13 protein-coding genes are annotated in these 13,809 nt (G+C 45.2%); 9 read left to right on the forward strand and 4 right to left on the reverse strand.

From position 1 onward, the window contains the following. Positions 1-20: 20 nt before the first annotated feature. The 3 genes from AC0J2X_RS14840 to AC0J2X_RS14850 form a co-directional block, all read right to left on the reverse strand. Complete coding sequence (locus AC0J2X_RS14840) at positions 21-962, reverse strand: ketopantoate reductase family protein (protein ID WP_472996176.1); 942 nt, start codon at positions 960-962, stop codon at positions 21-23. Between the two features lie 92 nt (positions 963-1,054). Next, positions 1,055-1,807 (reverse strand): pseudouridine synthase, encoded by a 753-nt coding sequence (locus tag AC0J2X_RS14845; RefSeq protein ID WP_472996177.1) that lies wholly within the window; start codon positions 1,805-1,807, stop codon positions 1,055-1,057. Then, entirely contained in the window at positions 1,807-2,373 is a 567-nt protein-coding gene (locus AC0J2X_RS14850; protein WP_472996178.1) for an Hpt domain-containing protein, read from the reverse strand. The genes AC0J2X_RS14845 and AC0J2X_RS14850 overlap by 1 nt, the downstream gene beginning before the upstream one ends. Positions 2,374-2,710: 337 nt before the next feature. On the opposite strand from AC0J2X_RS14850, the gene AC0J2X_RS14855 reads away from it, so the two are divergent. From AC0J2X_RS14855 to AC0J2X_RS14880, 6 genes are all read left to right on the forward strand, one after another. Next, entirely contained in the window at positions 2,711-5,596 is a 2,886-nt protein-coding gene (locus AC0J2X_RS14855) for a M16 family metallopeptidase (RefSeq protein ID WP_472996179.1), read from the forward strand. A 74-nt stretch (positions 5,597-5,670) separates the two neighbouring features. Continuing rightward, positions 5,671-7,269, forward strand: a complete 1,599-nt coding sequence (gshA, locus tag AC0J2X_RS14860) for a glutamate--cysteine ligase (protein WP_472996180.1) — start codon at positions 5,671-5,673, stop codon at positions 7,267-7,269. A gap of 67 nt (positions 7,270-7,336) precedes the next feature. Continuing rightward, positions 7,337-7,975 carry a transglycosylase SLT domain-containing protein gene (locus AC0J2X_RS14865; protein ID WP_014948754.1) on the forward strand — a complete coding sequence of 213 codons (639 nt, stop codon included), beginning with the start codon at positions 7,337-7,339 and terminating at the stop codon, positions 7,973-7,975. 294 nt (positions 7,976-8,269) lie between these two features. Next, positions 8,270-8,728 carry a hypothetical protein gene (locus AC0J2X_RS14870; RefSeq protein ID WP_014948755.1) on the forward strand — a complete coding sequence of 153 codons (459 nt, stop codon included), beginning with the start codon at positions 8,270-8,272 and terminating at the stop codon, positions 8,726-8,728. A 98-nt stretch (positions 8,729-8,826) separates the two neighbouring features. Then, a complete protein-coding gene (locus AC0J2X_RS14875) occupies positions 8,827-9,240 on the forward strand; it encodes a hypothetical protein (protein WP_014948756.1) in 414 nt (137 codons plus the stop codon). A 178-nt stretch (positions 9,241-9,418) separates the two neighbouring features. After that, positions 9,419-9,544: a hypothetical protein gene (locus AC0J2X_RS14880; RefSeq protein WP_012517787.1), complete on the forward strand. Its 126-nt coding sequence runs from the start codon at positions 9,419-9,421 to the stop codon at positions 9,542-9,544. A gap of 29 nt (positions 9,545-9,573) precedes the next feature. Here the strand turns inward: AC0J2X_RS14880 and smrB are convergent, their stop codons facing one another. Continuing rightward, positions 9,574-10,224, reverse strand: a complete 651-nt coding sequence (smrB, locus tag AC0J2X_RS14885) for an endonuclease SmrB (RefSeq protein ID WP_061485145.1) — start codon at positions 10,222-10,224, stop codon at positions 9,574-9,576. A 152-nt stretch (positions 10,225-10,376) separates the two neighbouring features. Here smrB and prmB point away from each other — a divergent pair, with 152 nt between their 5' ends. From prmB to AC0J2X_RS14900, 3 genes are all read left to right on the forward strand, one after another. After that, complete coding sequence (prmB, locus tag AC0J2X_RS14890) at positions 10,377-11,312, forward strand: 50S ribosomal protein L3 N(5)-glutamine methyltransferase (RefSeq protein ID WP_039226525.1); 936 nt, start codon at positions 10,377-10,379, stop codon at positions 11,310-11,312. 9 nt (positions 11,313-11,321) lie between these two features. Further along, entirely contained in the window at positions 11,322-12,419 is a 1,098-nt protein-coding gene (gene aroC / locus AC0J2X_RS14895; protein WP_014948759.1) for a chorismate synthase, read from the forward strand. Between the two features lie 153 nt (positions 12,420-12,572). Next, positions 12,573-13,790: an MFS transporter gene (locus tag AC0J2X_RS14900; protein ID WP_472996181.1), complete on the forward strand. Its 1,218-nt coding sequence runs from the start codon at positions 12,573-12,575 to the stop codon at positions 13,788-13,790. Positions 13,791-13,809 lie beyond the last annotated feature (19 nt).

The following is a 13,809-nucleotide window of genomic DNA, read 5'->3' on the forward strand; positions in this document are numbered from 1 at the left end:
GATTTAGGTGCTCGGCGCTGTTAAAGCTTCAGCGTCTTAACACGCTCTACTAAAAGGGTATTCTCGGGAACGGGGATACCCTTTTTTGTTGCCATATCTACAATGTAACCGTTGATGGCGTCTATTTCTGTTTGTCTACCGTGAGCAACATCCTGATGCATACTTGAGTAGTTTTCTCCGGTCGCCTTGGCTACAGACAGCACATTTTCATGAACTGACAGTGCATCAAAATCTAGCCCGTAAGCATCCGCTACCTGAGTAAACTCATTGCAAATTGAAATACGGCTTTGTTCAAATTCAGGCTTAGCAATATGCTTATTTTGGATATTGTGAAGCGCCGTTAGTGGGTTAATCACAGCATTAACGGAAAGCTTCGTCCATAGTGCTTTTAGAATATTATTTTGGTATTGCACCGGCGGAAGTGCGTTATCTAACGTCGCAATTGCGCTAGCTAGCTGTGGCGCTATTTGTGAAAGGGCGTCTAATGTTTGAGGTGATGGCTTATCTACATTAGGCGCGCCAATTTGCGTTGCGCCAACGCCAGTATACTTAACATGAAAATCGCCGCTCGACGCGCTTACTTTTAACGCGCCATGACTGGTTGTAGCAAGAAGCAACGGATAATCGCCACCTAGTAAATCTCTTGCGATCTCAAGTCCGCCCATACCGTTGTGAAGCAGCACAACGGTAGGTTGTTGTGTGAGATAGGGAAGCCATTGCAATAGGGCTGCTTTAAGTTGATATACTTTTAAGGGGATTATCAGCACATCACTTTTAGGTAACACGATAGGTGAAGGCTTCGCAGGTTTTAGCGCAGTGGTTTGGCCGTTTTGCCAGTGTGCGCAAGAGGGCATGGTTTTCATGTCTCTGGGGTAGCAGTCATACGGCACGCCATTTTTCTGGGCGCTTGCAGCAATCAGGCTTCCTATGGCACCGCCGCCAACTATATGTAGTTTACCCATTAGCACCTATTAAACATTCAAAGTAGCTTCTATTTTCTTATGACTATTAGCACCTATTAGGTTGGCACCTATTAGGCCGTTCGCGTTTTCCCCTAGCACGCCGGCAAAAAGCGTGCGGGCAGGGAAGGCCATGGATAAGTCTCAGGCGCATTAAGCCCGTTGTACCAAGTCTGCACATCGGCTTCGTTTATGACTTCACCTGTATCGAAAGGTGCCGTAACCGATAATTCACCAGAAGACAAAGGTAGGTGCAAATGCCATGCATGAAGATACAGCCTGTCTGATGCCTCACCACCATAAAGTGTATCACCCAAAATAGGTGCGCCAATGCTTTTAAGCGCCACACGAATTTGATGGGTTTTCCCCGAGTGAGGCTTTACGATAAAGCCCCGTGTGCCGGGCTTAGCCGCGCTACTGAAAAACTGAGTGATAGCCGGGTTTTCTGTGGTTTTTAGCAAAATCCGCTGGCCGCCTCGACGATTTTTCATGTCGCCCATTATCGTGCCTTGTTTCTTTTTAGGCTTGTGATCACTTAGCGCCAAGTAGTATTTGCTCACACGTCTTGATGAGAAAAGCTCGCCAATTTCACTGGCTACAGCTGCATTTTTAGCAAGGCACAAACAACCCGAAGTGCCCGTATCTAGACGGTGGCAAAGATGCAGTTCTGTCAAACTCAACTGCTTTTTTAACCGGGTAACAATGCCTTCTACTTTCTCTGCTTTACCGTTTTCGGCAGTACTGTCACCAAAGTCAGCCTCTTTGGTGGCATCGTGCATAGCAATGCCAATAGGCTTGTTGACAATAATAAGGTCTGTATTTTCAAAGAGAACGGGGATCGGCTGCACTAGCTATTTTCTAACTCTGAAATGGCTTCTTCATAGTCAAGCTCGTCGACTGCATCAATAATTGCGGCCCGTTTGTCTTGAGGTAAAGCAAGGGCATCTAGCCATTCATCCAGTTTGTCCTGGGCGATAAACTCGCTCGCTTTCAGCGCTGTCATTAACTGTTTTCGCGCTTGCTCAGCTGCTGCTCCATTCGCCGGTGCCGGGGCAGAAGCTGTGACTTCTGGCTCTTTGATCAACGCATCAACCGCAGCAATGGTTTCATCTAGTACTGCGATAAAAGCAGGGTATTGTTCAGCAACGCGTTTGTCGTTTCTAAAGCCGCTTTCTACAGGCTTGCTCGCATTGTGCAAAGCAAAAAGCCCTAGGTTTCCTGTCACGCCTTTTAGTGTGTGAACAATAGAGTAAGCCTTATTAAAATCACCCTTAGCAACATGCGCCTGCAAGTCAGCATCAAGAGAACGGTATTCGTCCGTAAACTTACCAAGTAGGGTGAACAACAGTTTTTTGTTACCACTTAGCTGTGACATTCCAAAATCAATATCGACTACTGTTGTTGACTGATCCATGCAACTATCCTTTTTATTTCGCAACTTCTATTGGGCTATTTCTATTCCAAATGGAAACCGTTTGTCAGTTCATTCGTACCACTTAGCGAATTCAACTGGCTAAAGCCTATTTTACAAAAGACTATGAAGTGTAAGTGTATTTCAGAAATACACAAATTAATACAATCATAGCAAAGTCGAAGCAAGTAAAGCGCTAAAAAGTCTGGTAGTCTTCGAAAATTCGCTTGCGCTATAGAGATAGCAACCTCTGTTTTCACCCAATAAGCCAAGTACCACTCAGTGAATATAGAGTGAAAAGGCAGAGTGAAGAATGTGTAGTAATTTAAAAGGAATCATCATGTCAGGAAAACTGACCCTACGTACCTTCGTTATGACCATAGGCGTCATTGCAGTAACAGCGTGTCAGCACGTACAGGAAGAGAAGACGAATAACCAACTAAACACAGTAGCTGATTCGTCGAACACCGTGTCTATTCCTTACGAAAAGTACACATTAGAAAACGGACTTACCGTCATTCTCCACGAAGACCATTCTGATCCACTGGTTCATGTTGACGTTACCTATCACGTTGGCTCTGCGCGAGAAGAGGTAGGTAAATCGGGTTTTGCTCACTTTTTTGAGCACATGATGTTTCAAGGCTCAAAACACGTTGCCGATGAGCAGCATTTTAAGGTTATTACGGAATCGGGCGGTAACTTAAACGGCACAACCAATACCGATCGCACAAACTATTTTGAAACCGTACCGGCTAACCAATTGGAGAAAGTCCTTTGGCTAGAATCTGACAGAATGGGCTATCTGTTAGAAGCCGTAGACCAAACTAAGTTTGAAAACCAAAGAGAAACGGTTAAAAACGAGCGTGCGCAGCGTGTGGACAATCAGCCCTATGGATTGCGTTTCGAGCTTAATGGTGAAGCGCTATATCCTGAAGGGCACCCATACTCGTGGATGACTATCGGCTATGTAGAAGATTTAGACCGGGTTGACGTCAATGACCTAAAAGCCTTTTTTAAGCGCTGGTATGGCCCGAACAATGCGGTCCTAACTATTGGTGGCGATATCGACGTAGCCAAAACCAAAGCGTGGGTGAACAAGTACTTTGGGGAAATCCCATCAGGACCTAAAGTAGAAGAGCCTGAGCCTCAGCCAGTAACGCTAGACGAAACCCGTTATGTAACGTTAGAAGATAAAGTTCATCTTCCGCTTCTGCAAATAACTTATCCTACAGTGTATGGTCGCCATGAAGACGAAGCGCCACTGGACGTATTGGCCGATATTTTAGGCGGTGGAAAAACCTCACTGTTTTACAAAAACCTAGTGAAAGAAGGCATGGCGGTGCAAGCCGTGGTGTCTCACCCTTGCCGCGAACTTGCCTGTGAATTCCAGCTACTCGCTTTGGCTAATCCTGCAAAAATTACCTCACTTTCTACTCTCCAGAACGTACTGAATGAAACCCTAAAAGAGTTTGAGGCACGTGGTGTAACGGCAGATGATTTAGCGCGTACAAAAGGACAAATTGAAGCGCGTACGGTATTTGGCTTACAAAGTGTGTCTGGCAAAGTGTCAGCCCTCGCCGCTAACGAAACCTTTTACCAAGCGCCAGATTTGATTGCCGAAGATATTGCGCGTTATAACGCCGTAACTGCTGAAGACGTTATGCGTGTTTACAATAAATATATTAAAGACGCCAATAGCGTTGTATTAAGCGTGGTGCCCAAAGGGCAGGTTCAGCTCGCTGCGGCTGAGCAGACCTTTGAACGTCCGGTGAGAAATATTCAAATCGATACGGTAGAAGTGTTTGAAAATGAAGCTGTTACCAGTGCCCTATCTACCAATACCGCCCCTAGCTTTGATAGAAGCGTAATGCCGAAAGCCGGTGAGGCACCGGTTGTGGAAGTTCCTGATTATTGGGAGTCTGAACTTGCTAACGGCATTGAAATACTTGGCGTAACCAGCACCGAAACGCCAACGGTAACGCTTACATTAGGTATGGATGGAGGCATGTTGCTAGACCCTGAGGGGAAAGCGGGTACGGCCTACTTAACCGCGTTACTTATGAATGAAACTACAAAGCATTACAGCAACGAAGAATTAGCCAGCGAACTTGCAAAACTGGGTAGCGCTATCCGATTTAGTACTGCAGGTAGATACTCACAAGTTTACGTGTCTACTTTAACCAAGCATTTAGATGAAACCCTAGCGCTGTTAAAAGAAAAGCTGTTCAACCCTGCGTTCACTCAAGAAGATTTCGACCGCATGAAAGAGCGTGTTGTACAAGGCTTGCAGCAACAAGCGAAAACGCCATCTAGCTTAGCTCGCCGCGAGCGTGACCTCGTTCTTTTTGGTGAAGATAACCGCGTGAGCCTGCCGGATGAAGGCACGCTGCAAACTGTGCAGAATATCACGTTGGAAGATGTTAAAACGTTTTATGCCAATTACTATTCGCCAAATAAAGCGAGTATCGTCGTTGTTGGTAACTTACCGAAAAAAGACATGGTGAATACACTAGACTTTATTGGTCAGTGGAAGGGGAATTCCTATGAATTTGCTGATTACAGCGATTTTCCCAAGTACGAAGAAAACCAAATCTTCCTAGTGGATAGCCCAGAAGCGGTTCAGTCGGTAGTATTTATTGTTGATAGAAGCTTACCTTTTGATGCGACAGGCGATCACTTTAAGTCTCGCCTTATGAACTTCCCATTAGGGGGAGCATTTAATAGCCGCATAAATCTGAACCTTCGAGAAGATAAAGGCTTCACCTATGGAGCAAATAGTGGTTTCGTTGGTGGCAAAACCCTTGGCTGGTTTGAAGCAAGTACCGACCTCACTGCTGCTAACACAGGTGAAGGTATCGCTGAAATTTTAAAAGAGATTAATCGCTACCGCACTGAAGGTGTAACCGAGGAAGAAATTGCGTTCATGCGCAATGCCTTTACGTTAAGCGACGCACTTGAATTTGAAACACCTACCAGTAAAGCGCGCTTTTTAAGGCAATTGCTTAGCTATGGTCTTGATAAAGGCTATCGTGAAGAGCAGCTTGCTATTATCAACAATATTGATAAGAAAACGATGGATACCTTGGCAAAGCAATATTTGAATCTTGATAAGATGCAAATTATTGTAGTAGGCGATAAAGCTAAAATTTTGCCTCAGTTAAACGCGCTATCGATGCCAATTATCGAGTTATCAGTAGAGAGTAATACCCGAGAAACGTTAAACTGATAGATTGATTTTTGTTGAATTTACATTATTGCCCCCCATAACAGGGGGCTATATTGACATAACGGACCACCATTTTGACTGTAGACTCATCCCGTTTTGATGCGCGCATTGCTGCGCTTAAGTCACCCGAATTTCTCGCTGCGCTAAAAGATATTAAGCGCGGCGTTGAGCGCGAAGCCCTTCGTATAAACCCGAACGGTACGTTGGCACAAACACCCCATCCTAAACCGCTGGGATCTGCGCTAACCCATGACTCAATCACAACAGACTTTTCTGAATCGTTGCTTGAATTCATTACGCCGCCAGAAAACAGTGCTGCCAAAACGATTTCTCAGTTAAAAGATATCCATAAATTCGTTATTGATAATATTGGTGAAGAGCAAATATGGCCGCTAAGTATGCCATGCTTTATAGATGATGAAGCGCACATTCCCATCGCCTATTTTGGTGAGTCAAATGTGGGCAAGATGAAGCGTGTATATCGCATTGGTCTTAAAAACCGCTACGGCAGTATGATGCAGGCAATTGCCGGCGTGCATTTCAACTTTTCTCTTCCCGAAACGTTTTGGAAGCTATGGGCTGAACTGAACGGAAAAGAACATTCTCAAGAGCAGACTTCAGCCGATTATTTTGGGCTTATCCGCAACTACCGCAGGTTGTGTTGGCTTATTCCTTATTTGTACGGTGCATCCCCTGCATTATGTGGATCGTTTTTAAAAGGAAAGCAGCATGCGTTACCTTTTAAAAAGGTTGGTAAGGGCACGGTATACATGCCATACGCGACATCACTTCGCATGAGTGATTTAGGCTACACAAGTGCAGAGCAATCATCGCTTAAGATTTGTTACAACAAGCTAGACAACTATGTCACCTTGCTGCGCGATGCGATGAATACGCCGTCATCCCGGTTCAGCCAGTTTGCTGCAGGCGAAGAGGGCAATTATCAACAGTTAAGTCGCAACATCATTCAAATTGAAAATGAACTGTACTCGCCTATACGCCCTAAGCAGCCCACTCAGTCAATGGAAAAGCCAACAGACGCTTTGGTTAGACGCGGTATCAGCTACATTGAAGTGCGCGCTCTAGATGTAAATCCATTTTCGGCAATTGGTATTTCACAGACGCAATTCGATTTCTTAGATGTTTTCTTAGTTGCGTGCTTACTAATGCCAAGTGCAGAACTTGACGAAGCGCAGCTTAAAGAAGCTAAAGAGAATATGAATAAAGTGGTGTTAGAAGGGCGAAACCCTGATTTGCTCCTGCAAAATGGCGGAGAAAATATTTCACTACCTAGCTGGTGTGCCTCGCTGTTTAAGTCCTTCGAGCAAGCGGCCGAATTACTCGATTTGGCCAATGATACGTCGCGTTATACACAAGCGGTGAACATCGAGGCTGAAAAAGTGGCGGATCCGGCGCTAACGCCGTCAGGTAAACTACTTGCTACTTTGCTAGAAAGCGACAAAGATAATGGCGTGTTGGGCTTAGAACTGGCACAAGCTTATCAAGCTGAGATGAAGTCTTTTGAATACACGGATACGGATGCTGCTGGTTTTGCTGCCCAAGCTGACGTGTCGTTTGCTGCTCAAAAAGAAATAGAAGCTGCTGATGTGAAAGACTTTGATACATTTATTCGTGATTATTTCGCTGAGGCCCCAGCAAAAAAAAATGCCTGACATAGGTCAGGCATCGAAGGGTTCCAGGGAAACACACATTTTACTAGAACATTAGTTAAGACAAGCTATGAACCAAAAGTTCAAAAAATTGGTTGTTTTTTTATCAACTCTCATCGTTCTTTTTCCGCTGTTTATCGCTGGGTGTGCAACTACGCCTCCTAAAGACATCAGTAATTTGTGCGAAATATTCTACGAAAAGGACGATTGGTATGATGCAGCTGCTGATGCCCGCGATAAATGGGGTGTGCCTATACATGTTCCAATGGCCATGATGTATCAAGAAAGTTCCTTCCGCCACGATGCGCTTCCACCGCGTGATTACGTTTTCTTCGGGCTTATTCCTTGGGGGCGTGTTAGTTCGGCTTATGGCTATTCACAAGCGAAAACACCTACCTGGTCTGACTATATGAGAGAAACAGATAACAGTGGTGCGGATCGTGATGATTTCGAGGACGCTATCGACTTTATGGGATGGTTTATTTACAAGTCGCAAAAAGTGAACGGTATTTCTAAATGGGACGCCTACGCGCAATACCTTAACTATCACGAAGGATGGGGCGGGTACAAACGCAGAAGCTATGATAGAAAGCCGTGGCTGAAGAAAGTGGCGTCAAAAGTTAAAGCGCGCTCGCTGCGCTATGCTACGCAACTTAAAACCTGCGAGGAAGATCTTCAAAAAGGTTGGTTTATGAAGCTGTTTAGCTAAATTAAAGAAGCGAGAAAAAGCGACGTTATAGTCGCTTTTTTTATGCGTCTATGAACGTTGATTAAGATAAGTAGAAAAATATATTGAAGAAAAAAATTGAGGGATAGACGGGCGTCTATCCCTCAGCGACGCTAAGCCAAGACCGTTTTTTACCCAACGTCGAACAGGCATTTACAAGATAGTGTAAATGAGAATGATTTGCAATACCTTTTTTGTGAATTAATTTTATCCCTCAATATGCAACAAATTTATCTGGCCCTAATCTTGTTCTATACTTTTCAAGTGGAGGAACGTATGGATATAGACAAGTTTAGTGCGCATGGAGAAGTTCACGCTCATTTTCAAGCAGAGCAAAATATTCTACATATAGACTTAGTAGGTCCGTTTAATCTTGAGTTCATGCAAAAGTATGAGCGTGTGGTTGGCGCACAAAGAAAGAATATTGATACACCGTGTTGGGGAAGCTTAGTAAATGTGCATGGTCTGGCACTTGCGCCCATGGAGGCTACTAACGCTGGGCAAGAAATTGTTAGTAAAGCCGTAGCATTGGGGCTAATTGCCACGGCAGTGGTGCTTCATGAACCAGAAGGTGTGGCAATGCAAAAGAAGTTTTGGTCTCGTGTTTATGAATCTTCAACACTAGCATTCGAATACTTTGACGACACTGCTCAGGCAACACTGTGGTTGAGTGAAAAAGTACTTGCTTGTCTGCAGGCCCACAATGTTAATCAGTTCAATAATGCCAGACGATAGCCATAACAGTCCTAACTAGGCGAACTCGCCCTGTCTAAACTGATCTTTGCTCAGTGCTCCACTCTACCAATTGAATGAAGGCATAACAGGAGGTAGCCATGGTAGGTAGTCAGCATCAATACCGTTTTTTCAACGTCAACAATGTTTTATTTGATATACCAAGCAATGTATACGACGATAGCGTTGTCGACGGATGGTTTAGGAATATCGCAAGAGAGGGTCAGAAACTTGATAAGTGGGTAATTCTATCTATTCCCGACAAAAGTTTAACGATTACACATACTGCCGCATCTCAACTTTGCTCACGGCTTCCCTTTCTGAGAACGTATGGGTGTTTGGGTTTTCTTTTGCTTGCGAACCATGTAAACGCCAAAATCTTTCAACACAGTCTTCGAGCAACACCCCCCAATTTTGATATACAAGTTAGTGAGTCGATGGAGCAGCTGTGCCGTAATGCGGAGGCGTTGCTTGGTTATGAGGGAAACCTGAACATATTCAATCGTTACAACTAAGTATGGCAAAGCCCCAATTGTGATGGCGCGACAAATATGCGGATTGGTATTAACTGTATGTTGACCTGGATCAAATAATTAGGCCGACAGCTAACGACTAGAAATCGAATTTGATCTGGATCACATCCTCTATCTAACGCCTCTTCTACTATTTACTTAGTTGAAGAGGAGATTACTTATGTTGTGGACTATGATGAAAGACCCCGTAGTATGGGGCTCACTACTCGGTATAGGCATTATTGTAGCGATGATGATGTATTACACTTATTTGTTTATGCACAACAGTGCAGATGAAGACAAATAAGTCACCATGTATGGCTGTCCAGGTGCAAATTAACGCTTGTTGTTTTGAAGCGGTATGTCGATGAGTACCAATAGTGCTGCTTGTCCACCGTATTCGAGGGGCGCTTGATGAAATGCACGTACGTGTGGGTGCTGAACTAAGTAATGGGGCAGGGCGGCTTTTAGCACGCCCTGACCAAAACCATGCATTACACACACGCAATCTATCAGTTCTTTTCTCGCCGTGTGAATAAGTGCGGCAAGCTCGGCTTTTGCCATCTCTCGGGTAAGGCCATGTAAATCTAAAGTCATTTCTGGCGAGTAGTCGCCACGGCGCAGCTGCTTCAAAATATGCGTAGACTCACCTTCTTGGCAAAAGCGCATGGGCCCTTCTTGCGGCAACGCTGCCTGGTACATATCAGAAAAGTCGAAGCTTGCCGCTAATTGCTTACTGTGTTTTAGATGTTTACCTTTTACCTGCTGTGACTTCTTAAATAACTCAACTTGCTTATCAGGCTCAACTTTATCTTGTGATAAAGGCGTCACTCCCTGCATTGCATCGGCAAATGAAAAAGTCTCTTCCTTGGTATTCGTAGACATATTTCCATTACGGGAACCTTCCTGTCTCGCCTGACTTTTATGGCGATGAGGTTCAGAAAGTTGCTTCTTTAATGCTTTAAGTTCTTTTTTAAAGGTTTTCATCAACGATAGCTTGGGTAAATACACTCGAGTTTAACGATTCAAAACGCCTAAATTATAACGAATAGAAAGATTCGGTACGTAGTTAATTATGTGAATCGGTATGAAGTTTGGGTATGATACCAGCTTTGAAATTTTTGATGTACCCAAACGCCATGACCGATAAGTTTTACCTTGAAGAAGCCATTGAAGATCTGCATACCCTGTTAGATATGACACGATGGGCAACCAGCCGTTTTAACGATGCGGCCTTGTACTTTGGTCATGGTACTGACAATGCATGGGATGAAGCGACAAGCCTAGTTATGCAAGCCTTACATTTGCCTCATCCTATATTGGAACAAGTTGGGGACAGCGTAATGACGTCTCGCTTAACGAAAAGCGAGCGAGAGAAGATTGCAGAGCTTGTTTTAAAGCGCGTGCAAACTCGCATGCCATTACCTTATATCACAAACGAAGCCTGGTTCTGCGGTATGCCGTTCTACGTAGACGAGCGAGTGCTCATTCCTCGCTCTCCATTTGCTGAACTTATTCAAAAAGAGTTTGCGCCATTTGTAGAATCGACGCCTAACAGTATTCTTGATATGTGCACGGGCGGTGCGTGTATTGCTATTGCGCTTGCTCATGCATACCCAGAAGCGCAGGTAGATGCCGTTGATATCAGCACAGATGCATTGGAAGTGGCCGATATTAATATTCAGGAGCATGGTCTTAGTCACCGTGTTTATCCCATTCAGTCTGACCTGTTTTCAAGTTTAGAAGGGCAGAAATACGACCTTATCGTGTCTAATCCGCCTTATGTTGACGCAGAGGACATGGCTGACTTGCCTGAAGAGTATCACCACGAGCCTGAGCTTGCCCTTGCCGCAGGTGAAGACGGTCTGGAACTGGTTGATATCATGCTTAAAGAGGCGCCAACTTACCTTAATGACGGTGGCTGGTTATTCGTTGAAGTTGGAAATAGCGAAGTGCACATGAGCGAAAGGTTCCCCGGGTTAGAAGTGATTTGGCTTGAATTCGATAACGGTGGTTCAGGTATTTTCGCCGTGCGCAAAGACACACTAGTACAGTATTTTAGTAGTAAGGATTAATAGTTAATTATGTCAGGTAACAGCTTCGGAAAACTTTTCACTGTAACCACGTTTGGTGAAAGCCACGGCATTGCAATTGGCGGTGTAGTAGACGGTTGCCCTCCAGGACTTGAGATCACTGAAGAAGATCTTCAGGTCGATTTAGACAGACGTAAGCCCGGCACCTCTCGTTATACTACTGCGCGAAGAGAAGACGATGAAGTACAAATTTTATCTGGCGTATTTGAAGGTAAAACTACTGGCACCAGTATTGGTTTATTGATTAAAAATAAAGATCAGCGAAGCCAAGATTACGGCAATATCAAGGACCGCTTTCGTCCAGGCCACGCTGACTATACCTACGATCAAAAGTACGGAAGCCGTGACTATCGCGGTGGTGGTCGTTCGTCTGCACGTGAAACGGCTATTCGCGTAGCCGCAGGTGGTATTGCGAAAAAGTACCTTAAAGAAGTGCACGGTATTGAAGTATTAGGCTATTTGTCTCAGCTTGGGCCGGTAACAGTAGATAAGGTTGATCACAGCGTAACCAACACTAACCCGTTTTTCTGTCCTGATGAGTCTAAGCTAGACGCGCTGGACGAGTACATGCGAGACCTTAAAAAGTCAGGCGACAGCATTGGCGCGAAGGTATCGGTTGTTGCGAAGAATGTGCCTGTAGGCCTAGGCGAGCCTGTTTTCGATAGGCTAGATGCTGAAATCGCCCACGCCATGATGGGAATTAACGCAGTGAAAGGCGTGGAAATTGGTGATGGTTTTGATGTTATTAATCAAAAAGGCAGTGAACACCGCGATACGCTTACTCCTGAAGGATTCACATCTAATCATGCAGGTGGCGTGCTAGGCGGCATCTCTACCGGTCAGGATATTGAAGTACACATGGCGCTTAAGCCGACCTCAAGTATTTCGGTTCCCGGTAAAACTATCAATAAAGACAATGAAGAAATCGATATCGTCACCAAAGGTCGTCACGACCCGTGTGTGGGTATCCGTGCTGTACCTATTGCTGAAGCCATGCTGGCACTGGTATTGATGGATCATCTGCTACGCCACCGCGCGCAAAATGCCGGTGTGCAGTCGACCACGAAACCAATTGCGGGTCAGGCATAGCAGTTTTTTAAATCGCAAGACCGCAATGCCAAGACTGCGACGTTAACGCGGATTAAAGATACACGCAGCATGAGCGCATGTTGCGCTAATTAATTCTATCATTCGCCACTGCCGGTTCTGCGCTAGTGGCGTTTTTGCATATGGAGATGTGAATTGTCACCAAATGGCCTAAACGATGCCAACAATACTGCGGCGAGCCCAGCAAGCAGCAAAACCGGCCTCTTTATTCTTGCTATCACCTACTGGCTTTACTTCGGTCAGCTTGGCGTGCTTGTGCCTTATTTAGGTATCTTCCTTGATGGGCGGGGATTTTCCTCTGCCGAAATCGGTGAACTTTTTGCTGTTATAACGCTAGCGCGTATTTTAGGGCCAGGCCTGTGGGCTGGCGTGGCCGATAAAACGGGTAATGCCATTGGCGTAATGCGTTTAGGCTGCTTGCTCACCGTACTAACTTTCAGTTCGGTGTTTTACTTCACCAGTTTTTGGGGGCTTACGTTGGCTTTCGGGTTGATGATGATGTTCTGGACAGCGGTGTTGCCTCAACTTGAAGTTATCACGATGAACACGGTGGCGAAAACCAATGCCACGTATGGGCAGGTAAGGCTATGGGGGAGCGTTGGCTTTATTTGTTTGACGGTCGGTGTAGGAAAGGCCCTAGATATTTTTTCTAACGACACGCCAGTGCACGCCAGTATTGGCGTACTCGCGTTACTGTTCATCAGTACCTTGTTCATACGTGCGCCCAAAGAAGCTGCACCTGAAACGTCTACGGCGGGAAGTATTTGGAAATACGCCAAACAAAAACCTTTCGCCATCTTTATATTCGCTTCAGCGTGCTTGCAAATTAGCTTTGGTGCGTATTACGGATTTTTCGCACTTTACATGCGCGACCTTGATTACAGCGGCCAACAAACTGGCATCTTTATCGCGCTTGGGGTACTTGCCGAGGTGGGGATATTTCTTATTGCCCGCCGTCTGATTAGCCAGTTTGGCGTGTGGAATTTATTGTTTGTGAGCATCGCACTGACAGGGCTTCGCTGGTATGTCATGGCGGCATTCGCTGATACCTTTATGGTGATTGTGTTGAGTCAGCTTATTCATGCGTTAAGCTTTGGTTTAACGCATGCGGTATCGGTGCATTTTATCCACCAGTTCCTGCCGAAGGCGTATCAAAGCCGAGGGCAAGCGGTATACATCAGTATAGCGTTTGGATTAGGTGGCGCATTTGGAAACTACTTGGCAGGGCAGCAGTGGCAGCAAGGCACTAACGCCTATGAGACGTTCGTTACCGCAGCCGTTTTTGCAGCAATAGGCGCACTGTCACTGCTACTGTGTTCCAGAAAAGAAATGGAAAGTGCAAAGGCGGCTTAAAATCTTGTTCTGATGGCTG

It is taken from the genome of Alteromonas sp. R7 (assembly GCF_055755235.1).

Excerpts from the sequence above, each read along its gene's own strand:
- AC0J2X_RS14840 (WP_472996176.1), bottom strand. The coding sequence starts at position 962 with ATGGGTAAACTACATATAGTTGGCGGCGGTGCCATAGGAAGCCTGATT.
- AC0J2X_RS14850 (WP_472996178.1), bottom strand. The coding sequence starts at position 2,373 with ATGGATCAGTCAACAACAGTAGTCGATATTGATTTTGGAATGTCACAG.
- AC0J2X_RS14855 (WP_472996179.1), top strand. The coding sequence starts at position 2,711 with ATGTCAGGAAAACTGACCCTACGTACCTTCGTTATGACCATAGGCGTC.
- AC0J2X_RS14865 (WP_014948754.1), top strand. The coding sequence starts at position 7,337 with ATGAACCAAAAGTTCAAAAAATTGGTTGTTTTTTTATCAACTCTCATC.
- AC0J2X_RS14870 (WP_014948755.1), top strand. The coding sequence starts at position 8,270 with ATGGATATAGACAAGTTTAGTGCGCATGGAGAAGTTCACGCTCATTTT.
- AC0J2X_RS14875 (WP_014948756.1), top strand. The coding sequence starts at position 8,827 with ATGGTAGGTAGTCAGCATCAATACCGTTTTTTCAACGTCAACAATGTT.
- AC0J2X_RS14880 (WP_012517787.1), top strand. The coding sequence starts at position 9,419 with ATGTTGTGGACTATGATGAAAGACCCCGTAGTATGGGGCTCACTACTC.
- smrB (WP_061485145.1), bottom strand. The coding sequence starts at position 10,224 with ATGAAAACCTTTAAAAAAGAACTTAAAGCATTAAAGAAGCAACTTTCT.
- prmB (WP_039226525.1), top strand. The coding sequence starts at position 10,377 with ATGACCGATAAGTTTTACCTTGAAGAAGCCATTGAAGATCTGCATACC.
- aroC (WP_014948759.1), top strand. The coding sequence starts at position 11,322 with ATGTCAGGTAACAGCTTCGGAAAACTTTTCACTGTAACCACGTTTGGT.